Annotated in this window: 24 protein-coding genes; 13 read left to right on the top strand and 11 right to left on the bottom strand. The window is 65.8% G+C overall.

The window, feature by feature from the left end; genetic code table 11:
- Positions 1-21 precede the first annotated feature (21 nt).
- The gene (locus AC1DQK_RS14555; protein WP_477871718.1) at positions 22-1,215 is read right to left on the bottom strand and encodes an acyl-CoA dehydrogenase family protein; all 1,194 of its coding nucleotides are present in this window, start codon (positions 1,213-1,215) and stop codon (positions 22-24) included.
- Between the two features lie 164 nt (positions 1,216-1,379).
- Here AC1DQK_RS14555 and AC1DQK_RS14560 point away from each other — a divergent pair, with 164 nt between their 5' ends.
- From AC1DQK_RS14560 to AC1DQK_RS14575, 4 genes are all read left to right on the top strand, one after another.
- Positions 1,380-3,491: a 3-hydroxyacyl-CoA dehydrogenase NAD-binding domain-containing protein gene (locus AC1DQK_RS14560; protein WP_477871720.1), complete on the top strand. Its 2,112-nt coding sequence runs from the start codon at positions 1,380-1,382 to the stop codon at positions 3,489-3,491.
- Between the two features lie 48 nt (positions 3,492-3,539).
- Positions 3,540-4,373, top strand: a complete 834-nt coding sequence (locus tag AC1DQK_RS14565) for an enoyl-CoA hydratase/isomerase family protein (protein WP_477871722.1) — start codon at positions 3,540-3,542, stop codon at positions 4,371-4,373.
- 5 nt (positions 4,374-4,378) lie between these two features.
- Positions 4,379-5,347, top strand: coding sequence for a 3-hydroxyacyl-CoA dehydrogenase NAD-binding domain-containing protein (locus AC1DQK_RS14570; RefSeq protein ID WP_477871724.1), 969 nt, complete (start codon positions 4,379-4,381; stop codon positions 5,345-5,347).
- 111 nt (positions 5,348-5,458) lie between these two features.
- A complete protein-coding gene (locus AC1DQK_RS14575) occupies positions 5,459-6,445 on the top strand; it encodes a phytanoyl-CoA dioxygenase family protein (RefSeq protein WP_477871726.1) in 987 nt (328 codons plus the stop codon).
- A gap of 37 nt (positions 6,446-6,482) precedes the next feature.
- Here the strand turns inward: AC1DQK_RS14575 and AC1DQK_RS14580 are convergent, their stop codons facing one another.
- From AC1DQK_RS14580 to AC1DQK_RS14595, 4 genes are all read right to left on the bottom strand, one after another.
- Positions 6,483-7,616 carry an acyl-CoA dehydrogenase family protein gene (locus tag AC1DQK_RS14580; protein WP_477871728.1) on the bottom strand — a complete coding sequence of 378 codons (1,134 nt, stop codon included), beginning with the start codon at positions 7,614-7,616 and terminating at the stop codon, positions 6,483-6,485.
- A 6-nt stretch (positions 7,617-7,622) separates the two neighbouring features.
- Positions 7,623-8,807, bottom strand: coding sequence for an acyl-CoA dehydrogenase family protein (locus tag AC1DQK_RS14585; protein ID WP_477871730.1), 1,185 nt, complete (start codon positions 8,805-8,807; stop codon positions 7,623-7,625).
- 73 nt (positions 8,808-8,880) lie between these two features.
- Positions 8,881-9,855 (bottom strand): zinc-dependent alcohol dehydrogenase family protein, encoded by a 975-nt coding sequence (locus AC1DQK_RS14590; RefSeq protein ID WP_477871732.1) that lies wholly within the window; start codon positions 9,853-9,855, stop codon positions 8,881-8,883.
- Positions 9,856-9,870: 15 nt separating this feature from the next.
- Positions 9,871-10,713 (bottom strand): IclR family transcriptional regulator, encoded by an 843-nt coding sequence (locus AC1DQK_RS14595; RefSeq protein ID WP_477871734.1) that lies wholly within the window; start codon positions 10,711-10,713, stop codon positions 9,871-9,873.
- 135 nt (positions 10,714-10,848) lie between these two features.
- Between AC1DQK_RS14595 and AC1DQK_RS14600 the strand changes: the two genes are divergently transcribed.
- Positions 10,849-11,667, top strand: a complete 819-nt coding sequence (locus tag AC1DQK_RS14600; protein WP_477871736.1) for an IclR family transcriptional regulator — start codon at positions 10,849-10,851, stop codon at positions 11,665-11,667.
- 46 nt (positions 11,668-11,713) lie between these two features.
- Here the strand turns inward: AC1DQK_RS14600 and AC1DQK_RS14605 are convergent, their stop codons facing one another.
- Entirely contained in the window at positions 11,714-12,946 is a 1,233-nt protein-coding gene (locus tag AC1DQK_RS14605; protein WP_477871738.1) for an amidohydrolase family protein, read from the bottom strand.
- Positions 12,947-13,275: 329 nt separating this feature from the next.
- On the opposite strand from AC1DQK_RS14605, the gene AC1DQK_RS14610 reads away from it, so the two are divergent.
- From AC1DQK_RS14610 to AC1DQK_RS14630, 5 genes are read left to right on the top strand one after another with little or no spacing between them, the layout of a single operon-like run.
- Positions 13,276-15,015 (top strand): N-acyl-D-amino-acid deacylase family protein, encoded by a 1,740-nt coding sequence (locus AC1DQK_RS14610; protein WP_477871740.1) that lies wholly within the window; start codon positions 13,276-13,278, stop codon positions 15,013-15,015.
- A gap of 36 nt (positions 15,016-15,051) precedes the next feature.
- Entirely contained in the window at positions 15,052-15,483 is a 432-nt protein-coding gene (locus AC1DQK_RS14615) for a carboxymuconolactone decarboxylase family protein (RefSeq protein ID WP_477871742.1), read from the top strand.
- Between the two features lie 5 nt (positions 15,484-15,488).
- The gene (locus AC1DQK_RS14620; protein WP_477871744.1) at positions 15,489-17,126 is read left to right on the top strand and encodes an AMP-binding protein; all 1,638 of its coding nucleotides are present in this window, start codon (positions 15,489-15,491) and stop codon (positions 17,124-17,126) included.
- A 14-nt stretch (positions 17,127-17,140) separates the two neighbouring features.
- Positions 17,141-17,644 carry a VOC family protein gene (locus AC1DQK_RS14625; protein ID WP_477871746.1) on the top strand — a complete coding sequence of 168 codons (504 nt, stop codon included), beginning with the start codon at positions 17,141-17,143 and terminating at the stop codon, positions 17,642-17,644.
- On the top strand, positions 17,641-18,387 hold the full coding sequence (locus AC1DQK_RS14630) for an SDR family NAD(P)-dependent oxidoreductase (RefSeq protein WP_477871748.1): 747 nt from the start codon (positions 17,641-17,643) through the stop codon (positions 18,385-18,387). The genes AC1DQK_RS14625 and AC1DQK_RS14630 overlap by 4 nt, the downstream gene beginning before the upstream one ends.
- A gap of 16 nt (positions 18,388-18,403) precedes the next feature.
- On the opposite strand, the gene AC1DQK_RS14635 is transcribed toward AC1DQK_RS14630, so the two are convergent.
- The 3 genes from AC1DQK_RS14635 to AC1DQK_RS14645 all read right to left on the bottom strand — a co-directional run bounded on the left by AC1DQK_RS14635 (position 18,404) and on the right by AC1DQK_RS14645 (position 22,947).
- The gene (locus AC1DQK_RS14635; RefSeq protein ID WP_477871750.1) at positions 18,404-19,489 is read right to left on the bottom strand and encodes a phosphotransferase; all 1,086 of its coding nucleotides are present in this window, start codon (positions 19,487-19,489) and stop codon (positions 18,404-18,406) included.
- Positions 19,490-19,580: 91 nt separating this feature from the next.
- Entirely contained in the window at positions 19,581-21,965 is a 2,385-nt protein-coding gene (locus tag AC1DQK_RS14640; RefSeq protein ID WP_477871752.1) for a TonB-dependent receptor, read from the bottom strand.
- Between the two features lie 166 nt (positions 21,966-22,131).
- Positions 22,132-22,947 carry an enoyl-CoA hydratase/isomerase family protein gene (locus AC1DQK_RS14645; RefSeq protein WP_477871754.1) on the bottom strand — a complete coding sequence of 272 codons (816 nt, stop codon included), beginning with the start codon at positions 22,945-22,947 and terminating at the stop codon, positions 22,132-22,134.
- 188 nt (positions 22,948-23,135) lie between these two features.
- Between AC1DQK_RS14645 and AC1DQK_RS14650 the strand changes: the two genes are divergently transcribed.
- A complete protein-coding gene (locus AC1DQK_RS14650) occupies positions 23,136-24,395 on the top strand; it encodes an MFS transporter (protein WP_477871756.1) in 1,260 nt (419 codons plus the stop codon).
- Here AC1DQK_RS14650 and AC1DQK_RS14655 read toward each other — a convergent pair.
- A complete protein-coding gene (locus AC1DQK_RS14655) occupies positions 24,371-24,820 on the bottom strand; it encodes a TauD/TfdA family dioxygenase (protein ID WP_477871758.1) in 450 nt (149 codons plus the stop codon). The two genes, AC1DQK_RS14650 and AC1DQK_RS14655, sit on opposite strands and share 25 nt — an antisense overlap.
- Here AC1DQK_RS14655 and AC1DQK_RS14660 point away from each other — a divergent pair.
- Both AC1DQK_RS14660 and rlmN read left to right on the top strand, forming a co-directional pair.
- A complete protein-coding gene (locus AC1DQK_RS14660; RefSeq protein ID WP_477871760.1) occupies positions 24,807-25,196 on the top strand; it encodes a DUF952 domain-containing protein in 390 nt (129 codons plus the stop codon). The two genes, AC1DQK_RS14655 and AC1DQK_RS14660, sit on opposite strands and share 14 nt — an antisense overlap.
- Before the next feature lie 31 nt (positions 25,197-25,227).
- Positions 25,228-26,436, top strand: coding sequence for a dual-specificity RNA methyltransferase RlmN (gene rlmN / locus AC1DQK_RS14665; protein WP_477871762.1), 1,209 nt, complete (start codon positions 25,228-25,230; stop codon positions 26,434-26,436).
- Positions 26,437-26,611: 175 nt separating this feature from the next.
- On the opposite strand, the gene AC1DQK_RS14670 is transcribed toward rlmN, so the two are convergent.
- Positions 26,612-26,821, bottom strand: a 210-nt coding sequence (locus AC1DQK_RS14670) for a transposase (RefSeq protein WP_477871438.1), incomplete at its 5' end; no start/stop codon positions are given.

The raw sequence follows: 26,821 nt of genomic DNA on the forward strand, positions 1-26,821 counted from the left end.
CATCCTCTCCCCGTCATGCCTTCAGGACTTTGCCGGCCCTTGAGGAAACCGCATGTCGAACACGCCCTCGGCAATGCGATTTAGCAAGATCTCGATGGCGCCGCCGGCGATCATCCACCCGCGCGTCCTGCGCAGGCAATATTCGACGAGGCTGTCCTGGCTGTAGCCCGCGCCTCCCATGACCTGCATCGCCTCATTGGCGCAGTCGAAGCCTGCCCGGTTGCAGGCGACCTTGGCTATGGCGGTCTCGTCGGGCGAGGGCAGGCCCTTGTCGGCGTTGGTCGCGGCCCGATAGAGCAGCAATTGCGCGGCATCGAGTTTGAGCTTCATTTCCGCGAACTTCCACTGCAGCCCCTGGAACTCGCACAGGGCGCGGCCGAATTGCTTGCGCGTCTTGGCATGTTCGACCGCCGCGTTGAAGGCATAGCGGCCCAGCGCCAGGCTGCGCGCGGTATTGCCGATCCGCTCGACGTTGAAACCGGACATCTGCTGCTTGAACCCGCCCGGTCCGAGCAGGACCTTCTCCCGGGGGACGAAGACATTGTCGAAGAACAGTGGGTTCCACTCCTCGCCCGACAGGAACCGGACCGGCTTGCCGAAGCTGAACCCTTCCTGCCCGCGCTCGATCAGCACCGACCCGATATTGCCGGTGCCGGGGCCATAGCGGACATAGACCAGAAAAACGGTGGCGTGGGTGCCGTGCGTGGTGAAGATCTTTTGCCCGGTCACGCGGAAGCCGTCGCCGTCGGGGACCGCGGCGGTCGTCAGCTCGGTGACGGCCGAGCCGGCATTGGGTTCGGTCATCGCGACCGAGATCAGTCCGTCGCCCTTCAGCAGCGGCGCAAGATACTGCTCCTTCTGCGCGTCGCTGGCGAACTGGGCGAAGGTACGGATCGCACCGAAATTGCCGGCCTGCACGACGTCTGCCGAGCGCGGGCAGATCGACGCCACCGTCTCGATGGCGATGACGGCATCCATCAGCGAACCGCCAAGACCGCCCTTGTCCTCGGGGATGGTGATGCCGATCAGCCCCTGTTCGGACATCAGCCGGGCGATCTCCCAGGGATAGTCGTCGCCATGCGCCCGTTCGACCGCGCCGGAGGCGAGATGCCGCTGGGCGAAAGCGGCCACGGAATCCCGGAACATGGCTTGTTCTTCGGTCAGATCGAACTGCATCAAGAAGCTTCCCTTGTAGCGCGCAGCCACGCGCATCATCGCTCCATCCGCCTAAATCGCGAAGGACGCGATGCGAAGCCGGGTCCTCAAGGGTTCACATCCGCGATGCCTCCGGGCACGCCCTGCGCTTTGCTTGACAGTTCGGGCCCAGAATCGCTTGTGCAAGGCTGAAACAGCAGTAGCGGGGGCTCGACCGAGCGGTCATGACTCAGATCAACGAGAAGATCACAACGCGTGTCGAAGGCGATATCGGCTTCATCTGCAGCAACAATCCGCCAGTCAATGCGCTGGGGCAGCTCGTGCGCGCGGGGATCGTCGAGGCGGTCGATAGGCTGAACGCCGATCCCGCGGTCAAGGCGATCGTCCTCCACTGCGACGGACGCACCTTCTTCGCGGGCGCGGACATCACCGAGTTCAACAAGCCGCGCCTTTCCCCCGCGCTGCAGGACATGATCGCCAAGCTCGAACGCTCGTCCAAGCCTGTGATCGCCGCGATCCATGGCACGGCGCTGGGCGGCGGCCTCGAAACCGCGCTGGGCTGCCCCTTTCGCGTCGCCAATCCGGCCGCCAAGGTAGGCCTGCCGGAAATCAATCTCGGCCTCTTTCCCGGCGGCGGCGGCACCCAGCGCCTGCCGCGCATCATCGGCGCGGAAAAAGCGCTGGAGTTCGTGCTGTCGGGCAAGCCCGTCGCGGCGGCCGAAGCGCTGACGCTCGGCATCCTCGACGCCGTCGAGGAGGGAGACCCCGCGACCATCGGCGCGGCCTTCGCGCGGCGCGTGATCGACGAGAAGCTCATGGTCGTCCCGGTCAGCGACCGGGAGGACAGGATCGCGCCGACCCGTGCCGATCCGGCCGCCTTCGACGCGCTCGCCGCGAAACTGACCGCGCGCGCCAAAGGCCAGGCCGCGCCGCTCGCCTGCGTCGCGTCGATCCGCCGCTCCTTCACGATGGATTTCGACGCGGCGATGGCGATCGACGGCACTGCCAATCGTGAACTCATGGCCGGCAGCCAGTCGCGCGCGCTGCGCCATCTGTTCTTCGCCGMGCGCGAGGCGGCCAAGATTCCCGCGCTGCCCGAGAGTGCCCGCGCCCGCGAAGTCGTTGGCGCGGCGATCATCGGGGCGGGGACGATGGGGGGCGGCATCGCGATGTGCTTCGCCGGCGCGGGCATCCCGGTCGCCCTCATCGATACGACGCAGGAGGCGCTCGACCGCGGCATGGACCGGGTTCGCGCCAATTACGCGACGTCGGTGAAGCGCGGGTCGATAACCCAGGCGCAGATGGACGAACGCCTGCGCCGCATCACCCCGGCCACCGATCGTGGCGCGGCCGCCGACGCCGACCTCATCATCGAGGCGGTGTTCGAGGACATGGCGGTGAAGAAGGAGATCTTCGCCGATCTCGAGCGGCGGGTGAAACCGGGGACGGTGCTCGCCTCGAATACCTCGGCGCTCGATGTCGATGAGATCGCGTCGGTGCTCGAGCGGCCGCAGGATTTCGTCGGCATGCACTTCTTCTCGCCGGCCAACGTCATGAAGCTGCTCGAGGTCGTGAAGGCGAAGGACAGCAGCGCGGACGCGATCCTCACCGCGATGGCGGTCGGCAAGAAGATCGGCAAGGTCTCGATTCTCGCCGGCAACTGCGACGGCTTCATCGGCAATCGCATGGTGGCGAAGCGGTCTGCCCAGGCCGAACGGCTGCTCCAGCAGGGCGCTTTCCCGAAGCAGGTGGACGCGGCGCTCACCAATATGGGGTTCCCGATGGGGCCGCTGACGACCAACGACATGTCCGGTCTCGATGTCGGCTATTCGATCCGCAAGCGGCGCGGCACACCTTTCCCGATCGCCGACGCCATCGTCGAGAGCGGGCGGCTGGGCCAGAAGACGGGTGCGGGCTATTATCTCTACGAAGCCGGCGACCGCACCCCGCGCGCCAACCCCGATACCGAGGCGCTGATCGTCGCGACCTCCGAGAAGCTGGGCATCGTCCGGCGCGAGATCCCGGAGCAGGAGATCGTCGAAAGGCTGCTCTTTCCGCTCATCAACGAAGGCGCGCGGATCATCGCGGAGGGCATCGCGCTGCGCCCGTCGGATGTCGATCTGGTGTGGATCAACGGCTATGGCTGGCCGCGACACCTGGGCGGGCCGATGTTTTACGCCGACGAGGTCGGCCTGTCGCATATCGTCGCCCGGCTGCGCGCCTTCGCCGCGGATACGCCTGGCGATCCGTCGCTCGAGCCGGCGGCGCTGCTGGTCGGGCTCGCCGACAGGGGACAGAGCTTTGCCGACTGGCAAAAGAGCGGCGCCGCCGCCTGAAATATTCGCCGGGTGACCGGCGCATCGCGAATCTAGGAGTATATATATATGAGCGACAACGAGTTTTCCCGCCCGGCCGATTATAGCGACCTGGAATTCTTCAAGGTCGAGATCGGCGAGGATGGCGTTACCGTCGTCACCATGAACGATCCCGACAAGCTCAACGCCGTCGGCCCTCACAATCATTGGCAGCTCGAGGACATCTGGCTGAGGATCGCCCGGGACGAGCGGATCAAGGTGGTCGTGCTGACCGGCGCAGGACGCGCCTTCAGCGCGGGCGGCGACGTGAAGCTCATGTCGGAGCGCGCTCAGACCGAGTTCGGACTGAAATATGCGCTGCGGGTGCCGCAGAATACCCTGCGCCTCTGGGAACATTTCCTCCTCTGTCCGCAGCCGATCATCGCGGCGGTCAATGGCGATGCGCTGGGCCTCGGTACCTCGCTGCTGCTGTTTTGCGACATGAGCATCGTCGCCGACGATGCCAAGCTGGGCGACACCCATGTCCGTGTCGGCCTCGTCGCGGGCGATGGCGGCGCGGTGATGTGGCCGCTGCTGGTCGGCCCGCAGAAGGCCAAGGAATATCTGATGCGCGGCAAGATCCTGAACGGCAAGAAGGCGGAAGAGATCGGCCTCGTCAACTACGCCTTCCCGCGGGAGCAGGTGCTGGAAGAATCGATCAAGATCGCACGCGAGATCGCCGCGCAGCCGATGTGGGCGGTCCGCTGGTCCAAGGCGTCGGTCAACAAGCAGGTCAAGGCGCAGGTCAATGCTGTCCTCGAACTGTCGATCGCTTATGAATCGATGACAATGGTGACCAACGACTACAAGGCGGCGACCACCGCCTTCGCCAACAAGGAGAAGCCCGAGTTCAAGGGCTATTGAGCGTGATGACGGCGTACCGCGCCAAGGACGGCATCGCCACCGTCGCCGCAATCGGCGCCGGCGTGATCGGCAGCGGCTGGGCCGCCGCCTTCCTTGGCGCGGGCCGGGCGGTGCGGCTGTACGACCCTGCCACCGCCGCGGCCGCGCGGGTGCGCCATCATGTCGAGCAAGCCTGGCCGCAGATGACGGCACTCGGGCTTGCCCGCGACGGTGACGATTGGTCCGGCCGACTCACGCTGCACGATCGGCTCGATGAGGCCGTGGACGGTGCCGATTTCATCCAGGAAAGCACGCCCGAACGGTCAGAGATCAAACAGGCGCTGTTTGCGGATCTCGACCGGCTGGTCCCGGCTGACGTGCTGATCGGCAGCAGCACGTCGAGCCTGCCGATCAGCGAACTGCAGGCGGGGCTCGGCACCGCCTCTCGCTTCGTGCTCGGTCATCCGTTCAATCCGGTCCACCTGATCCCGCTCGTCGAGGTCGGGGGGGGCGAGGCGACTGATTCGCTCGCCATCGACCTGGCGCTCGACTTCTACGCTGCTCTGGGCAAGGAGCCGGTGCGCCTCAACCGCGAGATCTTCGGCCATATCGGCAATCGGCTGACCAGCGCAATGTTTCGCGAGGCGGTGCGGCTGGTGGCCGAGGGCTATGCCAGCGTCGAGGATATCGACAAGGCGATCCGTTTCGGCCCGGCGCTCAAATGGGCGATCCAGGGCCAGTTCGCGACCTTTCATACATCGGGCGGCGCGGGCGGCCTGGCGGAATTCCTGCCCAAATTCACGCCCGGCATCGTCCAGCGCTGGAAAACCATGGCCGATCCGCCGCTGGGGGACCCCCGGCTTCAGGCCGAACTGGTGCGGCAGATGGCGGCCGCTGCGGCAGGCCGCAGCGTTGAAGACATCGCCCGGCGCCAGGATACGCTGCTGATGCAGATGCTGGCGCTGCTGTCATCCGGCGAAGACGGCACGCGCTGACTATTTACATCCGGCCATTGCTCGAAAACATCCCTTACTTTCGGCGCCGGAAGGTATCTTGTCGGTGCTGACGCGCACAAGCGCGACTCTTGCATGAGAACGGAGAGGATGATGACTGTCGCCGCCCTTAGCCGGCCCGATGCCGAGGATCTCAAGGTCCTCGATGTTAAGCCCGATCGCGAACTCGAAAGTTGCAATCACCTGCTCGGCGAACATGCCGCGCTCGAGCGTTTCTACGACGATAACGGTTATCTCCTGCTGCGCGGCGTGCTCGACCCGGGATCGGTGGCCGAGGCGCGCGATGCGATGCTCGCAGTCGCGGCCAGGCTCGGCCTGACCAGCCCGGGCGATCCGGAGGGCAAATGGACCGGCGGCTCCTTCGACGGCGGGATGGAAGAAAACGACATCTATGCCGGGATCGCGGCGCGGCTGATCGAGCATCCCGCCAATCTCGCGGTGATGGAGAAGGTGTTGGGCGAGCCCGCCTGCGCCGTTCCGATCGTCCAGTATCGCACCTATCCGCCCAACGGTCCGATCACGACCGTCCATCAGGACGGTTTCTACAGCCCCGGTATCCAGGATTATAAGCCGGTATGGATCTCCCTGACGCCCTGCACGCGCGCCATGGGCGGGCTGGCGCTGGCGGTAGGGCAGAACAAGCGCGGCTATTTCCATAATGTCGCCAAGCCGGCGCCCTATCCGATCCCGCGCGATGCCATTCCCGACGAGGCCTGGGCCACGACCGACTATCTGCCCGGCGACGTGCTGATCGTGCATCCCTATACGCCGCACTGCGGCATGCCGAACCATTCGGACCGGCTCCGCATCTCGTTCGATTCCCGCGTCCAGTCGGCGACCAATCCCAGCGCCATCGCCGCAACGGTGCGGGCGGTCACGCCGAACAGCATCACGGTCGACGCCGGTCAACGCGGCGAGATCACGCTGACCGTGGACGAGAATACGTTCATCCGTGTGCGCTATCCCGGTCGTCGTGAGCCGTTCGCGGAATTTGCGGATACGACCAAGCCCGGGATGCGGCTGGTGGTCGTTCGCGATGGCGACCACGCCGTGATGCTGCGCAAGGCCTCCGAAGGCTGACGCCCGCGCTTGATGGCGCGGCGGGCTGCGTCAGCGGTCAGGCAACGGCCGGATAGACGCCGCCCAGTTCGACAAGCCGCGCCAGATGATGGTCGCGGTCGCCCAGCAGCGCGTCGATCGCGGTCAGCCGCTTGAACGCGTGGCCCACCTTATATTCGGCCGTGATGCCGATCGCGCCGTGCATCTGCACGGCCTCCTGCCCGACGATCCGGCCGGACTTGCCGATCTGCGCCTTCGCGGCGGCGACGTTGCGACGCCGCTGGGCCGGATCGCCGTCGAGCGACAGCGCCGCCAGCACCGCCATGCTGCGCGACAGTTCAACCTGCATCAGCATGTCGACCGCGCGGTGTTGCAGGGCCTGGAAGCTGCCGATCGGGACGCCGAACTGCTGGCGGGTCTTGAGATAGTCGACGGTGACGTCGAGCGTACCGGCCATTGCGCCGACCGCTTCGGCGACCAGCGCGGCCCGCGCCTCGTCGAACACCGCGTCGAGGATCGTCGCCCCGCCGCCGACCTGGCCGATCAGTGCATCGCCGCCGACAGCTGCGCCCGACAGCCGCACCGCGGCAACGGCAATGCCGTCATAGCCCCGCGCCGGTTCGATCGTGACGCCTGAGGCCTTCGCGTCGACCAGGAACAAGGCCGGGCCCTGCGCTGTCATCGCGCTGACGATCAGCGTGTCGGCGCTCTGGCCATGGATCACCGCGACCTTGTCGCCGTCCAGCACCCAGCCATCTGTGGACGGACGCGCGCTGGCGCGCATCTCGAGCGTGTGGCGCGGCATGCCGGGCTCGTCATGCGCGAGCGCCAGGATGCGTTCGCCCAGGATCAGGCCGGGTACGATCGCGGCGCGTTGCTCCGCCGAGGCGGCGTGCCGGAGCACCCCGCCGGCGAGCACCACGGTCGCGAAATAGGGTTCCACCATCAGGCCGCGGCCCATCGCTTCCATGATCAGCATCATTTCCACGCCGCCGCCGCCGAAGCCGCCGTCCTCTTCCGCGAAGGGCAAGGCCAGCAGCCCCATCTCGGCCAGGCCGGCATAGGCCGCGCGGCTCCACCCGTCGCGGCTGCGCAGCGCATGTTCGCGCTTGTCGAAGGCGTAGGTGTCCGCGACGAAACGGGTAACGCTGTCGTTGAGCATCTTCTGCTCGTCGGTGAGTTCAAAATCCATCGTCGGTCACAATCCCAGCATCGACTTGGCGATGATATTCTTCTGCACCTCGTTCGATCCGCCGAAGATCGAGACCTTGCGCATCGTGAAGTAGAAGGGCGCAGCCGCCGCGATCCAGCCATCGTCCGGATCTTCCTGGCCGCCATGGCCGGCGGTCGCGAGGCCGGCCGGTCCCGCCAGTTCGAGCACGAGCTCGGTCATGCGCTGCTGTATCTCGGTGCCCTTCACCTTGAGGATCGAGGCCGCGGCATTGGCGCCGCCGCCATGGGCATCGGCGGAGACGACCCTGAGCTGGGTCAGCTCCAGCGCGCGCAGTTCGACCTCGACGTCGGCGAGCCGATAGGCCAGCCGCGCCTGCTCCGGCGCCGTAAGCGTTCCGTCCTCAGCAAGGCGCCGCTCCAGGCTGCGGAGCTGCGACAGGCGTTCCTTGGACAATCCGATGCGCGCGATGCCGCTGCGCTCGCTACCCAGCAGATGCTTGGCCACGGTCCAGCCCTTGCCCTCCTCGCCGACCACATTGGCGACCGGAACGCGGACATCGTCGAAGAACACCTCATTGGCGTCATGTCCGCCGTCGATCGTTTCGATCGGCCGAATGGTGATGCCCGGCGTGCGCATGTCGAGCAGCAGGAAGGTTATGCCTTCCTGCTTCCTGCCGCTGTTGTCGGTACGGAACAGGCCGAACATCCAGTCGGCATGCTGCGCCTGGGTCGTCCAGATCTTCTGGCCGTTGAGCACAAAATCGTCGCCGTCGCGGACCGCGCTGGTCTTCAGACTGGCGAGATCCGATCCGGCGCCCGGTTCGGAAAAGCCCTGGCACCACCAGATGTCGAGATTGGCGGTAGCGGGCAGGAAGCGCGCCTTCTGTTCCTCGGTGCCGAACCGGCACAGCACCGGGCCGATCATGTTGACGTTGAACGGCGATCCTTCGGGCGCGTGCGCCAGTGCCATTTCCTCCTGGAAGATGTAGCGCTCGGCGGGCGTCCAGGCCTGACCGCCATATTGCGGCGGCCAATGCGGCACCGCCCATCCCCGGGCGTTGAGCAGGCGCTGCCAGCGGACCGTATCATCCTTGCCGAGATGTTCCCGATTGATCATCTTGCGGCGAAGATCCTCGGGCAGCGTCTCCCGAAAGAAGGTTCGCAGCGCATCGCGAAACGCGATCTCCTCGGCCGTGAAGTCAAGATTCATCGTGATTTTCCCGTTCGTCGAAGCCATCCCCATCAGGGTTTGCGCCCGACTGTCAACGCGATGGCCGCAGCGTTCACATGCCCGATATTGCCTCGACGTCGAGCAGCACCCGGCCGCGGCCCGGCGTGCGGGCCAGCGCGACCGCGCGATCGGCCTCCGCGAGCGGGATGACGGCGCGCGCCGGTGGGCCCACGCTTCCGCTCTGCGCCAGTGCCCAGAGCTCGGCGAACATCGCGGCGTGCGCCGCCGGGGTCATCCGCGCTTCGGCCGGCCGCAGGCTGAATCCCCGCACCGTCAGTTCGCGGCCGGTCAGCAATTGCGATCGGATGCGGGCCGGTTCTCCCGACAGGTGGCCGAAGGTGAGCACGATGCCGAGCGGGTCGACACAGGCGGCAAGGCGGCCGGTCGCATCGCCGGCGACGCAGTCGAGCGCCGCACCGAGCGGCCGATCGCCATGTGCGGCCCGCACCGCTGCTTCGAGCCGTTCGTCGTCGGATATGGCACCGGTTTCCGCGGCTTTCGAACCCGGGCGCGCGACATCGATCACGGTGATGCCACGGCTGGCCGCCAGCACCCGGACCCAATGCGCGACGGTCGACGAGCAGGCGTTCTGAACCAGGCAGCCGTCCCGCGCGACGCCGCTTGCCTCCAGCAGCAGCCAGGCCGTTGCCGGGTTTATCCGCATCACCGCAGCCTGGAGCGGCTCGATTCCCGGGGGAACGGCGATGACCCGGCTGCGCGCCAAGGTCCGATAGCGTGCCCAGTTTCCCCGATCCAGCGGGAGGACCATGTCGCCCCGGTGCAGATCGGAGACACCAGATCCCAGCTGCTCCACGACGCCGACGCCCTCCGCTCCCAGCGGCGCATTCGCGTCGATGGAGAAGGCATAGCTGCCGTCGATAGCGAGGATGTCCGCCGCGTTGATCGGCGCCAGCGCCATGCGGACGAGGATCTCGCCGGGTTCCGGCTGGCGGGGCGCAGGCAGCCGTTCTAGCCGGATGGCGCCGGCCTCACCGGCCAATATGGCGATATTGGCCGGTTCGGTCATTGCCGCGCGAGCGGGTCAGGCGAAGTAGCGGCGATAGCTCATGATCTTCACATTGTCGTTCAGGCGGGCGAGGTTGCTCTCGGCAATGTCGTTGACCGGATCGACGCGCTCGGCGGCATCGATCTCCTCGCGATGATCAAGCAACGCGGCGATGATCTCGCCTGAGCGCTGTTCGATCACCTCGCGTGGCGCAAGGACGCTGATGACGAGCCGGTCGGCGCCGCGCCGCGCGGGCAGCAGCGCCGCGATGCACCCGGAGCCGTCCGCCTCTTCGGTGATGATCCAGCCTCTTTCGCGCAGGGCGGCGATCTCTTCCATTATGTCGACGAGCCGCACGTAGCGCGACGTATCGACTTCCTCGGCGTTGAGGCGGTGGAGCGCCGCGCGGATATGGTCGTCCTTATAGCTCGACAGCAGCAGCTTGCCCTGTGGGCTGTGCAGCAACGACAGCGTGTCGCTGACATGCGCCTCGACGGCGTTCTCCGCGGGGCCGTGGACGACATGGAGATGCTGGACCACATAGTTGGCCGCGGTGGACAGGATCACCGTCTCGCCGATCAGTTCGGCCACGCGATCGACCGCCGACAGTACCGGCCCGCCGCGGAACAGCGACGGCTTCACCCAGGCGCCCAACAGCGCGACGCGCGCCGTCGGGCTGTAGGTGCGGCGGAAGCGGTTGTAATGAAGATAGCCCAGCCGGGTCAGGCAGCGCAGCAGCTCCGAGGTGCTCGACTGCGGGTAGGAGAGCGTGCGGGACATATCCATGACCGTGGCGTAGCGCCTGTCCTGATCGAAATATTCGAGAATTTCGAGCACGCGGTGCGCAGACTTAATGGTCCGGGAATCGCTGGTGGCCATCGACAAATCCTTCTCCTGAGACTCGCTGATTTTCACATGGGGTAGCATCACAAGCATGATCGGTAAAGTTTTTTCGAATTGTGTTCGAATATCCGAACGGATAAGAGATCGATCCGAGCACAGGGAAGATCAACGATGAAGACGTCAGGGGTGGGGGAGGCGCGCACCACCAAGGGTCCGAGGGCGATCGGGCGCGTGCTCGATCTGCTGCTGCTGCTCTCGCGGAATAGAGAGGGGCTGGGCTTGGCCGACATCAGCGCGGCGATGGCGGTGTCGAAGAGCACCTTTCTCGATACGCTGCGGGAACTCTGCGATCTGCGCTATCTGGTCCAGGAGGAAGGCCGCTACCGGCTGGGACCGGTGGCCTATCGCCTGGCCAGCCAGGTTCTCGCGACATGGTCTGCGCCGGATGTGGTGCGGCCGCCGGTGAAGATGCTGGCGAGGGATACCCGTGAGTCGGTTGGCTTCGCAATTGCGGACTGGGAGATCGGCCAGGCGATCTACATCGAAGCGATCAACAGTACCCAGGCCGTGCATTATGCGATGCATGTCGGCATCCGCGCGCCGCTCTACGCGAGCGCGGCCGGACGGGTGCTGCTGGCCCATGCGCAACCCGAGCGGCTGAAGGCCTATCTGAAGCGGGCCAAGCTCAGGGCGTTGACCGAGAATACGCGGACCACGGAAGCGGCGATCATGGCCCACCTCGATGAGATCCGGCAGACCGGATATTGTGCGAGCTTCGGAGAGATGCTGAGCGACACGGCGGCGATCGCCGTGCCGGTATTCGGCCCGGACGACGACAATATCGGGGCGATGATGCTGGCTGCGCCACTCGATCGCATGCGCACCAATTTCGACGTCCTGCTGCGATTGCTGGTCGATGCGGGCCATGCGGCGTCGGGCCGCCCCGTCACCGCCAGGCCCGGGCTGGCGGCGCTATCCCCGGAAAGCTGAAACCCCGCGCCGCGCGGGGCTGAGGCGCGCGCGGGTTCCGATGCGATCAGTAAGGCAGCCCCATGAAGCGCATGCCGTTTTCGTACATGATCTTGCGCGTGTCCTCGGCGGTGAGCCCGCGGCACGCTTCGTCGGCGAAGATCCGCGGCTCCTCGACGCCTTCGGCATGGGGATAGTCGGATCCCATCAGCAGCCAATCGGACGTGCCGACCTGGTCGACGATCGATTTGAGATCGTCCTCGGGATAGGCGACGACCGAAACATGCCGCGCGAAGACGCGGCTCGGCCGATCCTTCAGCTGGCCGCCGGGCCAGAAGCCGTTCTTGGCGATGCCGCGGCACTTGTCCATCTTGCTCAGCATTGCGGGTACCCATTCGGCGCCGTTTTCCGCCGAGAGCAGCTTTACATTCGGAAAGCGCTCGAAAAAGTTCCAGAAGATGAAGCTCGACAGCGTCTCGATGACCGGGCGCTCGGAATAGCCGTGCATCCAGACGAAAGCGGTCTGCTTGATCCGTGACTGCTGCACGGGCTCGCCCCACACCGCCATGTGGTGCTTCATGTAGATCGCTTCGGAAACGTGGAACACGACGCGAATGCCGGCTTCGTTGGCGATGGCCCAGAACGGGTCGTGATCGGGATGGGCGGGAGCCTTGTTGTTATAGGGTCCCATCGGCATCAGGATGAGCTTCGCACCCCTGGCGACCACGCCGCGAAGTTGCTTGCAGGCCTCGTCGACATCGTCGAGCGTCACGATCGGCGCGGTATATATCCGGTCATCATAATTATACTTCCACTGATCGTACATCCAGCTGTTGTAGGCGTTCAGCACCGGATAGGCGTGGCGTGGATCATCGAGGAAGCTGATCGCGGTGATCATGTTGCCGATGAACAGGATCGACGATCTGACATCCCAGCCGTCGAGCTTCTTCACGCGCGCCGCCGGCTCGATCATGTCCGCCGTCTTGGCGACATGGAGATCGATCTCGGCCTTGCCTTCCTTCATCGCGCGGAGCCACTCGTGGAGCTTGCCGGGCGCGGGCACGCGGCCATCCTCGAACAGATGATCGGCGCTGATCTCCACCTTGCGCGGGCCGACATACATGGCGAAGTCGCCGTCATCGCCCTTCTTGAAACTGACCCCGTATTTCTCGGCCGCGTCGCGGGGCAGATACCTTGTCCATGCGTCGTCGGTCTCCCAGAAATGGGTGTCGGCGTCGAAGATCGGGCCGGTGTAGAGTGGTGGACGATCCGTCGACTTCAGCGGCGCTTGAGAAGACATGGTAACTCCATTGATATGGCATGGCGCGCCGGATCGGACATGATGTTCCGCCCTGTTCCCGCCGCGCTCGGTTGCCTGGAAGATATTCGATCATCTGCAGCCACGATAGCGGCGCACCGTGCCCATCGGCCATCTGATGATCCTTGCGGCATATCATCAGATAACCGATGACTCCTACGCGCCGGCTTCGATTTGGCCATCGCTCGGTTGACGGCCCTCCCGCCGATCCTAATCTTCATCGTGCGCGCTGGACGATCGGCCAAAGGCCCGGTCGCCCGCCCGGTCGCGGATTTCGCCTCGACGCATCGCGGACGAAAGCGAGGAGCAGGATGAGCATGGAATTCGACATCGTGATTCGGGGCGGAACCGTCGTCGACGGCACCGGCGCCCCCGGCTTCCAGGCAGACGTCGCCATCAACGGCGGCATGATTGCCGCGATCGGCTCGGTGCCGGGCAAGGGCCGGGAGGAAATCGACGCGGCGGGCATGGTCGTGACGCCGGGCTTCGTCGACGTGCATACGCATTATGACGGGCAGGTGACCTGGGAAAACACGCTCGCTCCCTCGTCCAACCATGGCGTGACCACGGTGGTGATGGGCAATTGCGGCGTCGGCTTCGCGCCGTCGCGTCCCGAACATCGCCAGCTGATGATCAAGCTGATGGAGGGGGTCGAGGACATCCCGGAAGTGGTGATGACCGAGGGCGTTCCCTGGAAATGGGAAAGCTTCCCGGAATATCTCGATTTTCTCGACACCCGGCGGACCGATGTCGATTTTGCCGCGCAGCTGCCGCACAGCCCGCTGCGCGTCTATGTGATGGGGGAGCGCGGCACCAATCTCGAGCCGCCGACCGAGGCCGATCTTGCCGAGATGCGCCGGATCACCAGGGAAGCCATCGAGGCCGGCGCGCTGGGCGTCACCACGTCCCGGCAGCTCGCCCACAGCTTTCGCGACGGCCGCCCCGCGCCATCGACGAAGACCGAAGTGGACGAACTCAAGGCGCTCGCCGCCGGGCTGAGGGACGCCGGCGCCGGCGTGTTCCAGATCATCCCCTCCACCGACCAGCCGACGACGCATGAATGGGGCGTGATCGAGACGCTCAGCGAGACATCGGGACGGCCGGTGAACTTCAGCCTGTTCACCGGCGAGCAGGTCAATGGCGGTCCCGGCCCCATGCTCGACGGGCTGGCGCGGGCCAAGCAGGATGGCCGCCGCATCCACGGGCAATTCTTCCCTCGGCCGATCGGCATGTTGTTCGGCCTCGAGCTGAGCTATCATCCCTTCTCGCTCAACCCGAGCTACAAGCAGATCGAGCAGCTCCCGCTGGACGAGAAGGTCGCCCGGATGCGCGATCCGGCATTCCGCAGCCAGATCCTGTCCGAGCAGCCGGAGGATCCCAACCCCTTCTTCCTGTGGGTGGTGCAGCAGACGCACATCCTGTTCCCGCTCGGCGACCCGCCCAACTACAACCCGCACCCGTCGGACAGCATCAAGGCGCGCGCCGAGACGCTGGGCATCGACGAGCGTGAACTGATGTATGACGAGCTGCTGCGCCAGAACGGCAAGGCGATCATCTATTGTCCGATGGGCAACACCGCGAACAACCGCTTCGATGCGGCGGTCGACCTGTTCGGCAAGCCAGGCACGGTGCTCGGGCTGGGCGACGGCGGCGCGCATTACGGAATGATCTGCGACGCCGCATATCCGACGTACATGCTATCCGAATATGTACGCGACAGCGGCAAGATCGCCATCGAGCAGGCCGTCAGCATGCTGAGCCGGGAGACGGCCGAAACCGTCAACCTGTTCGATCGCGGCGTGTTGAAGCCCGGCTACAAGGCAGACATCAACATCATCGACCTCGACCGTCTGCGCCTCTACGCGCCCCGGGTGAAGCATGACCTTCCCGCCGGCGGCAAGCGCCTGGGCCAGCAGTCGGACGGCTATGAGGCCACGATCGTGTCGGGCGCGATCACCTATCGGCGGGGGCGCTCGACCGGCGCCCTGCCTGGCCGGCTGGTGCGGTTCGGCCGACCCGCTCCCGACGACGGCCTTCTCGCCGCCGAATAGCCGGGGCGGCGCCAACGAACATCGAAAGGGACATGCGTGGCCAAGCTCGACGACAAGCAGCAGATCGGCATCGACTTCATCTCCGGGATCATGGGGGAGGCGTTCGGCGCAGCCTTCCGGGAGTCGGCCAGCTCGGACCGCTTCGGCTCCGAGATCACGCGCATGGCCGCCGGCTCGGCCTTCCATGACGCCTGGCAGCATGCCGGCATCACCCGCAAGGAGAAGAGCATCACGATCATCTCCGCACTGATCGCGACGCGCCAGCCGCTCGAGCTCAAAAATCATGTCAAGATCGGCCTTGCCAACGGCCTGACCGTGGCCGAGCTGGAGGGAATCCTGATCCAGCTCACGCCCTATGTCGGCTTCCCGTGCATCGCCACCGCGACCACGGCGGTGATCGAGGCGATGCGCGAGGCCGGCGTATCGCCGGACGGCTTGCACACCTCGGAAGAGCGCGGCCTGCTCTGACCGTCATGGAAACGATCGCCGATCCTGCGAGCCCGCATTTCTCCGGGCTCGCCATCTCGCTCGGCCACACATTGCCCGAACTGATCCGCCATGTCGCGGATCGCTATGGCGAGACGCCGTTTGCCGTCGGCGAAGACGGTGCCGTGACGAGCTTCGCCGGTTTTCGCATGCGGGTTGAAAATCTGGCCAGAGCCCTCGTCGCCCATGGTGTCGAACATGGCGATCGGGTGGCGATCTGGGCGCCTAACAGTCCGGAATGGATGATCGCGGCTTCGGCCATAGAGATCGTCGGCGGGATCATGGTGCCCATCAACACCCGCTACAAGGGCGGCGAGGCAGGCTATGCACTAGCCAAGACCCGCGCGCGGATCCTGTTCACCGTCGGCGATTTCCTGGGCAATGACTATGCCGCCATGCTGCAGGAGGCCGGCGGCGATGCGGCCCCCGGCCAACCGGCGGCGTCGCTGCCGGAGCTGCGCGAGATCGTGCGGCTCGATCCATCGTCGCTCGCCGCCTTCGAAGCGCTGCAATGCGGGGAAGCGGAGCTGGAGCGCCGCATTGCGCGGGTGCGGCCAGACACGATCGCCGACATCCTCTTCACCAGCGGGACCACCGGCTATCCCAAGGGTGCCATGCACAATCATGGCCAGGCGCTGTGGGTGGTCGCGAACTGGAACCGCTCGAACGACCTGCGCGCAGGCGACCGGATGGTGATCATCAATCCCTTCTTCCACAGCTTCGGCTATCGATCCGGCTGGGTGTCGGCGCTCGCCGCGGGGATCACCGTCTATCCCGTCGCCAGCTTCGATCCCGGGGCCGTGCTGCAGCTGATCGAGCGCGAAGCGATCAGCGTGCTGATGGGGCCGCCGACGATCTTCCACGCGCTGATGGAGCATCCCCATTTCAGCGAGTACGACATCTCGTCGCTGCGCGTCGGTCATACCGGCGCGGCCAACGTGCCCATCGACCTGATCCGCGCGGGCCGCGAGGTCTTCGGCTTCGACCTCTTCCTGACCAGCTTCGGCCAGACCGAATCCACGGCGCTCGTCACGGTGAACTATCCCGACAGCGATTTCGAAACCATCGCACGGACGGTGGGCGTGCCATTGCCCGGCGTCGAGGTGAAGGTCGTCGACGAAGCGGGCGAAGCGCGGCCGCAGGGCGACAGCGGCGAACTGCTCGTGCGCGGGCCAAATGTCATGCAGGGCTATTTCGAGGATCCGGAGCAGACCGCGGCGACGATCGATCCCGACGGCTGGCTGCACACCGGAGACGTCGCCTCGATCGGAGCGGACGGCACCGTCCGCATTCTCGACAGGCTCAAGGACGTGGTCATCGTCGGCGGGTTCAACGCCTATCCTGCCGAAATCGAGACGATCCTTCGCGGTCATCCGGCCATCGCCGATATCTGCGTCATCGGCTGGCCCGACGATCGCATGGGCGAAGTCTGCGCGGCCTGCGCCGTGCTTCATCCGGGCATGGAACTGACATTTGCCGAGCTGGCGGCCTGGAGCCGCGAGCGCATGGCCAATTACAAGGTGCCGCGCCGCCTGTTCCTGGTCGACGATTTTCCGCGGACGCCGCTGGGCAAGGTCCAGAAGTTCATCCTGCGGGATCGGGTGAAGGATGCGGATCACGCCTGAAGGAGGCTGCGACGATGATATTCCAGGGAGATCTCTACCAGATCGGCGTCGTCGTCCGCGACATCGACCGGGGGATGGAGCAGTATCGGCAACTCCTGGGGCTCGGCCCGTTCTGGCGGCTCGATACCGACTATGAAGGCCGCTATCGCGACTGGCGCGGGCGGTTCGCCAACCGCAACGCCTTCACGCGCTGGGGCAATCTCTATCTCGAGATGATCGAGCCGGTGACCGGCGAGGGCAATGCCAGGGAATGGCTCGAAACCCGCGGCGAGGGCATTTTCCACATGGGCTATGCGGTCGATGATCTCGGCCAGCGGCCCGACGGCGTTGCGTGCGTGTTCGAAAGCTGGGGCGCCAAGATGCCGAACGGCGATGCCGCGGTGATCCACCTCGATACGGTCGACCGGCTGGGCTATTTCGTCGAACTGTCCGATCGCGCCCTGGTGGACGGGCTCAACGCACGGATCGACCGGTTCATCGCCGACGCGGGCCACGCGGGCGATGCGGAGCGGACATGACCCGCCGCTTCGAAGGCAAGGTCGCGATCGTCACCGGCGCGGCCGCAGGGATCGGCAAGGCCTGCATGGCGCGCCTCGCCGGCGAGGGCGCCACCGTGATCGGCACCGACATCGACACCGCCAGGCTCGATGCCGCCGCGGCCGCGATCGAGGGCGTCGCCGTGCCGATGCTGTGCGACGTCGCGGACGAGGCGGCGATCGCCGGACTGGTCGCCGGGGTGATCGAACGCTTCGGTGCGATCCATGTCCTCGTCAACAATGCCGGGATCGGCAATCGCCAGCGCGCCAGGCTGCATGAGCAATCCCCGGAGGACTGGGACAGGGTGATGGCGGTCAACGTGCGCGGGGTCTATCTGATGCAGCGCGCGATCATTCCGCACATGCTGGCGCAGGGCGGCGGCGCGATCGTCAACATGGCGTCGACGGGCAGCTTCCGCGCCACTGCGCTCTCGAGTCCCTATATCACCTCGAAGGGCGCGGTGCTGATGATGACCCGCGCCGCCGCCGTCGACTATGCCAGGGACAATATCCGGATCAATGCGGTCTGCCCCGGCACGACGAATACCGATATTCTCGCCAACAGTTCGCCCGAGATGATCGAGATGCTGGTATCCCGCTCGCCGCAGGGCCGGCTCGGCGAACCCGAGGAAGTCGCGGCGCTCGTGGCCTTTCTCGCTTCGGATGAAGCGCCGCATATCACCGGCGGTTCCTACATCATCGACGGCGGCCGCTGCGCGAGCTGATCGGACGCTCCGGGCGCTATGGCAACAGGTCCCGCAGGTCATGGTCGAGAGCGGCCTGGCCGAAGCGGGCGGCATAGGCGGTGTTGACCGCCTCGGTCTGGAAGCGGACCTCGTTGGTCAGGAAGATGAACAGCCCCCAGAGGAGCGAGCGGCGATAGTCGAGCCACGCCGCGTCGAAATCAGGCGCGGGTGCGCCGTGCGTGGTCAGCGCGGCGAGATATCGTTCGAGCAGCGGCTTCTCCCATCGTCCGCGATCCGCCAGGTCGGCGGCGCAGGTGACATGATAGGAGACTTCATGATGCCAGGCTGTCCGGGCGACCTGCGCGTCGAAGAAGCCTGGCGTCCCGTCTTCGCTTATATAGAGATTGCCGAGGTGGGTGTCGCCGTGGATCAGGCATTTCGGCTGGTCGCGCTGGATCTCGCCGATGCGGACGAGGGCGCGTTCCATCCATGCGCGGTCGTGGAACCGCGCCGACACCGCCGCGCCGCGCGGTGACGCCATATAATGCGCCCATGTGTCGGGCTCGAGGTAGCGGCGCATATAGACGAGCCCCCAGGTCTCGAACCGGCTGTGGATATCCGCCCAGCGGCCGCCCGGATCGAAGGCGGGGGATTCCCAGGTCGCGGCGTGATAGGCCGCCATCGCCTCCACGCGCCGGGCGATCTCTTCGAAAGCCTGGGGCTTGAGCGGATCGCAGAAGATCACGCCATCACGGCGCAGGTCCTCCATGATCACGATCGACTGGTGCGAACCGGGATCCGATCCGGCGAAGTAGCAGTGCGGGGACGCCATCGGCACGCGAGGCTGGATGTCGGCGTAGAAGCGCGCCTCATTGGCATACATCGCCGCCATCGTCGGGCTATGCTTCTCGAAGCCGCCCTTGACGATCACCGTCCCGGGCAACGGCGCGCCGTCGGGCCGGCTGCCGCTGATGCGGACCCTGATCTTGGTAGATGTCCCCCAGAGGATTTCGACGATTTCGGCCGTCTCGATGGTCACGCCGGAGAGGGTCTGCCGCATGGCGCGGGTCAGCCAGCTGGCGTCGACATCCTGCGGCAGCAGCGGCAGCGGCAAGGCGGGTTGGTAGTCGAGTCTCATCATGCGCGCTTCCCCGCTCCCGATCCGTTCCGGAACGAAAACAGGGGCGCACGACGGTGCACCCCTGCTTCCTTTTGCCCTGGAGGCTGACGCTCTAGAACTTGTACCCAAGCTCCACGCCGTACATCCGCGGCTCGCCATAGACGCTCGAGGAGAAGCCCAGCCCCTCGGCGACCAGACCGAGCACGCCGATACGGTAGACCTCGTTGGTCGCGTTGTTGACGAACAGTGCGACCGATGCCTTCGACCCGCCGATATCGTTGAGCTCGGCGCGCAGGTTGACCAGCGCATAGGCCGGCTGGGCCGCACTCGTCTCGAAATCGTCGAGATAGTTGATGCTGCGCCAGGTGAGATTGCCGACCAGGTTCAGCTTGCCGAGATCTTCCGAGACCGGCGGCGAGACGGTGGCCGTAAAGCCTGCCTGATGCTTTGGCGTGCCGCGCTGCGCGATTTCCGGACCGAAGGCCGAGGTCGCCGCACCGCGCAGGATCTTCACCTTGGTATAGGAGTAGAATGCGGTGAGCGAGAAAGCCGGCACCGACAGGGTCGCCTCGAATTCTCCACCCGAGTTACGCTGCTTGGCGGTGTTGTCGACGATCGTGAAGACGTTGCCGTTCACGAAGGTGGCACGCTGCTTCTGCACGTCCGAGCCATCCTGGCGGAAGATCGCCGTGCTGGTGGTCAGGCGGCCGGTGCCGAAGATCCGCGAATTGGTCTTCAGACCGACTTCATATTCGTTCACGAACTCCGGCAGGAACGGCTGCAGCGTCACGAAGCTCGTGGCGCGGGTGGAGAATCCGCCGGCACGGAAGCCGTGACGATAGGATGCATAGGTCGTCACCGCTGCCGAGGGCTCCCACTGGATGGTGCCGTCATAGGTCCATTCCTTGAAGGTCTTCTGGTTCGAGAAGGAGCACTGCGCGAACGGGACGGTCTGGGTGCCCGCGGTGGCCGCGTCGGTGTCGAACGCGCAGACGCCGATGCCGCCGGCCGGGTTCGGACGGTTGGGCTGGCTCGGCGCGACGGTGATCTTCCGCTTGTCATAGTTATAGCGCAGGCCACCCGAGACGCTCAGCTGGTCGGTGGCATGGAAGGTGCCGGCGACGAAGCCTGCCATGGTGCGCGAATAACCGCGGCCCGGATTGGCGGTGACGAAGAGGCTGGCGTCGGTCGTCTGCGGGTTCAGGCGGGCGCCGGCGATGTTGAGTTCCGGCAGGGTATTGGCGAGCGAGCCATCGACGCCCTTTTCCTCAAAATAATAGGCGCCAACAATATATTCGAGCTTCTTGTCGAACGCCTTGCCCTGAAGCTGGAGCTCTTCGCTGATGTTGCGCGTCCGGGCGAACTGATAGGGTGTGATCAGGAAGGCTGGTATACCATCATAATCCTGCACCTGGTCGCGGCGGACTTTGCGGTAACCAAAGATGTTCTTCAGCTTCAGCGAGTCGCTGAGATCCCAGGTGGTCTTGTTGGTGATGCCCCAGTTCTTGATCTTCTCATAGGGCCGCCCGAAGACGTCGAGGTTGCCCCCCTCGCCCGCGCCGAGATCGAAGGTGAAGTGCTTGTTGTAGAACAGCTGGCGCGCTGCGGCATATTGCGCCGGGATGTTGGCGGTGATCAGGCCGCCGCGGCGCAGATTCTCATAATTCGAGATCACCGAAGGCAGGCGCAGGTCGGTGATGAATGCCGCGGTGCCCGTCTCGCTGGACTTGTACCAATCGCCGACCGTCAGCGTTTCGAGCCCGTCCAGCGGCGTCCACAGCGTGGAGACACGGAAGGTGTCGAAATTCTGGTTGTCGTAGCGGCGGCCGGTGGTCACTTCCCGGGCCCAGCCGTCGCGTTCGTGGGTCTTGCCGGCGATGCGGATCGCGAAATTCTCGCCCAACGCGAAGTTCACGACGCCGTACAGGTCCTTCAGGTCGTAATTGCCATATTGGCCGCGGACCTCGCCGCTGAACTCGCCAAGCACCGGATGATTAGGCTCGACCAGAACAGCGCCGCCGGTCATGTTCCGACCGAACAGCGTGCCCTGGACGCCCTTGAGGACCTGCACCGACTGGAGGTCGTAGAAGGTCTTGCCGAAGCCATAGGGGCGCGGCTGGACGACTTCGGCGAAATAGGTGCCGACCGGCGGATCGGTGAAGAGCTGGGTTTCCTGCGTGCGCTGGCCGCGCAGTGCGAAGGCCACGGTATTGCGCTGGCTCTGTGCGCTGGTGATCGACAGCGAAGGCGTGCGGTACTGCAGCGCCTGGACGTCGGTCACGCCCGAGCGCTGAAGCTGCTCGCCCGACAGGGCCGATACCGAGATCGGCACGTCCTGGATCGACTCTTCGCGACGGCGCGCGGTGACGACGATGGCGCCGGCGTCGAAGGCATCGCGCGCTTCAGCCGCCTGTGGCGCAGCCTCGCCCTGGGCGAACGCCGGAAGTGGGAACGCAGCGAACGCGCAACCTGTGAGAATGATGGTCCGAAATTGCATTTGGTCCTCCCCATAGAGCCATGGCGGGTCATGTGCGGAACCCTTACCACTGCGGTTACTAGTTATATGGTCGGAGCCTCTAACCCTAGACCGGAAGTCTCCTGGGGCTCGCCTGATCGTCTATCTGATATGTAGCTGGACGCAGCTCCCGTCACGGAAGCGCCGATCATCGCCCTTCGAAGCTGGGCGGTCGCTTCTCGGTGAAGGCGGCCGTCGCCTCGGCATAGTCGCGCGTCATCGCCGCCAGGATCTGGGTACGGTTTTCCGAGGCGATGGCCGCGGCGAAGCTGGCGTCGAGATTGTCCCACATCATCCGCTTGGTATGCGCGATCGAAAAGGGGCTGTTGGCCAGCACGTTGCGGGCGTAGGCCATCGCCTGCGGGACGAGGTCGCCGGGCTCGGCCAGCCGCAGCACCAGGCCGATCCGCTCGGCTTCGGCAGCGTCGATCGGCCGGCCGGTGAGCAATATGTCGAAGGCGCGGGCCGCGCCGATCATCCGCGGCAGCAGATAGCTGAGGCCGCTTTCCCCGCCGGACAGGCCGATGCGGACCGCCGCGACCAGGAAAGCCGCCGACGGTGTCGCAATACGGACGTCGGCGCTGAGCGCGATCGCCATGCCGGCGCCGACGGCTGGCCCGTTGACGGCGGCAATCACCAGCTGCGGCATCGCCCGTAGCCGTGCGCCCATCCCGGCGAACTGATCCTGCCAGAACAGCTTCTCGACAACGCCGCTTGCGCCGGCCTGGTTGCGGCTGTTCGCGGCGGCGAGATCCTGGCCGGAGCAGAAGCCGCGGCCTGCGCCGGTCAGGATCACGGCGCGGCAACCGCTGTCGGGCGCCAGTTCATCGAGTGCGGCATTGAGCGCGGCCACCGTCTCGCGGGTCAGGGCATTGAGCCGCGCCGGCCGGTTCAGCGTCACCAGGGCGATGTCTTTCTCGGGACGTTCGACGATGATCGCGGGTCGCTCTGCTTCGTCTGTCATCCACTTTCTCCCCAAAGCGTGCGCGAACGCCGCAGCCATGTGCGCCTAGGATGGGATCCGGCGCGAACCGATGGCAACAGCCGGGCGCTTCCCTACGCATATGCGTAGGGCTGGATCGGCCGGGCACATCCGGTTTGCGCCATGCCCTGCGCAGGCGCAGGACGACACAAAGTGATCCGGGAGGGATTGTGCGGGCCGAACCGAAGCAGTTGGTCGATGCGCGCGACGGCATGTCGCATGGCGCCCTTGTCGTCCATGAATGGCGCCGTGCCTGGCGGCCGGGCGTTGCCGCGCTGGTCGGCGGCTCGATCAGCTATTCGCTCTACGCCGCCGTCTCCAGCCTGTTCGTCGAGCCGCTGCAGGCGCAGTTCGGCTGGTCGCGCGGCGATATCGCCTTCGTTCACAGCTTCGGTCTGGTCACCGCCTTTGCCGCCCCCGTCGTCGGCCGCCTGACCGACGGGTTCGGAGTGCGCCCTGTCCTGTCGATCGGTCTTGTCCTGACGGCGCTGGGCTATGCGCTGCTATCGCTGATGCACGGCTCGCTGCATTATTACTACGCCGTCTATTTCGTCTTTTCGCTATGCGGCATGGCAACGACCGGCATCACCTTCACCCGCATCCTGAGCGGCGCGTTCGAACGGACCCGCGGCACCGCGCTGGCGATCGGCCGGTCGGGGCTGGCCATTGCCGGCGCGCTGATGCCGATGCTGCTCTTTCCCGCGATCGATCGGTTCGGCACGGCCGGCGGCTACCTCATCCTGGCGGCTTTCCTGCTGTTCGTCGCGCTGCCGCTGGTCTGGTTCTGGGTGCCGTCAAAGGCCGCCGAACGCGTGGGCAGCGCTGCCGCGCACGCCGTCGCCGACGGCTGGCGCATCGTGATCGCCATGCCGAAGGTCAGGATCCTGACGGCGGCCGCCGTGCTCAACTATGTGCCGGTCGTGTCGCTGATGTCGCAGTTGAAGCCGCTGGCCGTCTCGAAGGGGCTGGACGCAACCATGGCGGTGGGCGCGCTCTCCATGCTGGGTCTCGCTGCAGCTGCCGGCGCGCTGCTGAGCGGCCTTCTCGTCGATCGGTTCTGGGCGCCGGCTGTCGCCTTCGTGCTCAACGCCGCGCCGGCGATCGGCTGCCTCTGCCTGCTGCAGGATCAGGTGTCGCCGATGCTGTTCTATGGTGCGATCCTGCTGATCGGCCTGGGCCAGGGCGCGGAGATCGACATCGTCGCCTTCATGATTGCGCGCTATTTCGGCCTGCGCAGCTATGCCACCATCTATGGGGTGTCGACGCTGGGCATCGCGCTCGGCGTTTCCCTCGGCGCGACGCTGATCGGCAAGTCGTTCGATGTCTTCGGCAATTATAACGCGGCGCTGGCAGCCGCGTCGGCGTCCTTCGCCGCGGCGGCCTTCTGTTATCTGGCAATGGGCCGTTATCCGGCGCGGCAACCCGACTGAGCGGTCAGGCCGGTTGTCGGCACAAGCCGGGCACCCCCTTTGGCGCTGATGCGGCGGAGCAGTCGGCGCTTGCCGGGCTCGCTCGAATATTCGAGCGGCGCCGCTCTGTGGACGGTGCCGAAATTGTCCCAGAGGACGACGTCTCCGGGCAGGATCTTGTAGCTGGTCCGACAGGCCGGCTTCACGATGTGCGCGCGCAGTTCGCGGATGAGCGAGAGCGCCTCTGTATCGTTCATCCCGTCGATCGCGTAAGCGGTGCCCGGGTCGCCGCCAAGATCGCGACGATCGGCATGGCGCTCGCCCAGTCGGGCGCGAGGCGCGCGCCGACACCCGCCGCCGATTGACCGCCCAATTGACCGCCCAATTGACCGCCCAATTGACCGCGGCGCGCGCCGACGCCACTGGAGGGCGATGCAAGACCTCATCTTCAAGATCCTCCGCACCGACGAGTGGGACGCACTCCGCTCCGCTGGCCGGTTCGACGGCAGCGCCGACGACCTGCGCGACGGCTATATGCACTTCTCCGCCCTGCCGCAGGTCCGCGAGACGGTGCGGAAATATTTCGCCGGCGAGCGGTGCATCGTCCTCGCCGCGGTGCCGGGCGATGCGCTCGCGGACGGCCTGCGCTGGGAGGCATCGCGCGGCGGCCAGCTGTTCCCGCATCTCTATGGCCGCCCGCTGGTGCCGGGCGATATCGCAGCGGACATCGCGCTCGATCCGCAGGCCGTCATCGCCATGAGCGATGCCGATCTGGCGGCATTGTTCCCGCGCCCGGCGACCGCGGCGCACCGCCCCCTGTAAAAACCCCGCCAAATCGCCTATGTGGCCGGGCATGAACCACCCGCAGCCCATCTCCATGCCGATTCCCGGCCACATCGATCCTGTGCCGGTGCCGCGCACCCTGGCACTGCGGCAGGACGGCCGGATCGACCTGCTCGGCCTCACCAAGGCCGATCTGCGCATGGCGCTGGAGACGGCGCAGCTCGAGCCCAGGCAGGCCAAGCTGCGCGCCAAGCAGATCTTCCAGTGGATGTATAATCGCGGCGCCACCGATTTCGCGCTGATGACCGACATCGCCAAGGACATGCGCGCTTGGCTCGAGCAGCGCTTCGTCATCTCGCGGCCAGCGGTCGTCGAGGCGCAGGTGTCGTCGGACGGCACCCGCAAATGGCTGCTCCGCTCGGACGACGGCCAGGATTACGAGATGGTGTTCATTCCCGACGCCGATCGGGGAACGCTGTGCGTGTCGAGCCAGGTCGGCTGCACGCTCAATTGCCGCTTCTGCTACACCGGCACGATGCGGCTGGTGCGCAACCTGACGCCCGGCGAGATCGTCGGCCAGGTGATGCTGGCGCGCGACGCGCTCGGCGAATGGCCGTCGCAGCCCGAGGGGCGGATGCTCACCAACATCGTGATGATGGGCATGGGCGAGCCGCTCTATAATTTCGACAATGTCCGCGATGCCCTCAAGCTCGTGATGGACGGCGACGGCCTGGCGCTGTCGAAGCGGCGGATCACGCTGTCGACCTCGGGCGTGGTGCCGATGATGGCCCGCGCCGGCGAGGAGATCGGTGTCAATCTCGCGGTCTCGCTCCACGCGGTGACCAAGGAAGTGCGCGACGAGATCGTGCCGCTGAACCGCAAATATGGGCTGGAGGAGCTGCTCCAGGCCTGTGCCGACTATCCGGGCGCCAACAATGCCCGGCGTATCACCTTCGAATATGTGATGCTCAAGGACAAGAACGACAGCGACGACGATGCGCGCGAACTGGTCCGCCTGCTCAAGAAGTACAAGCTGCCCGCCAAGGTCAACCTGATCCCGTTCAATCCCTGGCCCGGCACAGACTATCAATGCTCGGATCCGGACCGGATCGCGCGTTTCTCCGATATCATATTCAAGGGCGGCATCTCCGCTCCGGTGCGCACCCCGCGTGGCCGCGACATCATGGCGGCGTGCGGCCAGCTGAAATCCGCGTCGGAGAAGAAGAGCCGCGCCGAGCTCGACCGGCTGGCCGCGGAGAAGCAGGCCGCGCTGGGGTAGTTCTGTAGGTACATTGCTGTCGTCATCCCGGCGAAGGCCGGGATCTCGGTCGGCGGTTCACGACATCGACTCCGTGCTGACGACTGAGGCCCCCCGCCTCCAGCGGAGTGACGATCAGCGGATGGTCGCTCATCAAATCTGCCGCCGCATAATCTATGTTTAGAGCATTCTGCGATTAGATTGACGCATAGCCTGAGTTTCTGAGGTAATTGGCGCATTCGGGTGCTGAGAAGGCATCGAGGAGGGATCCGATGCGTCGCCAGGTCGCCTCGACCGAGCGCTCGGCGGCTTTGCGCAGCAGGGTTTTGAGTTTGGCGAAGACCTGCTCGATTGGATTGAGGTCGGGGCTGTAGGGCGGCAGGAACAGCAGCCTTGCGCCTGCCGC

This window comes from Rhizorhabdus sp. P4_G5 (assembly GCF_056401065.1).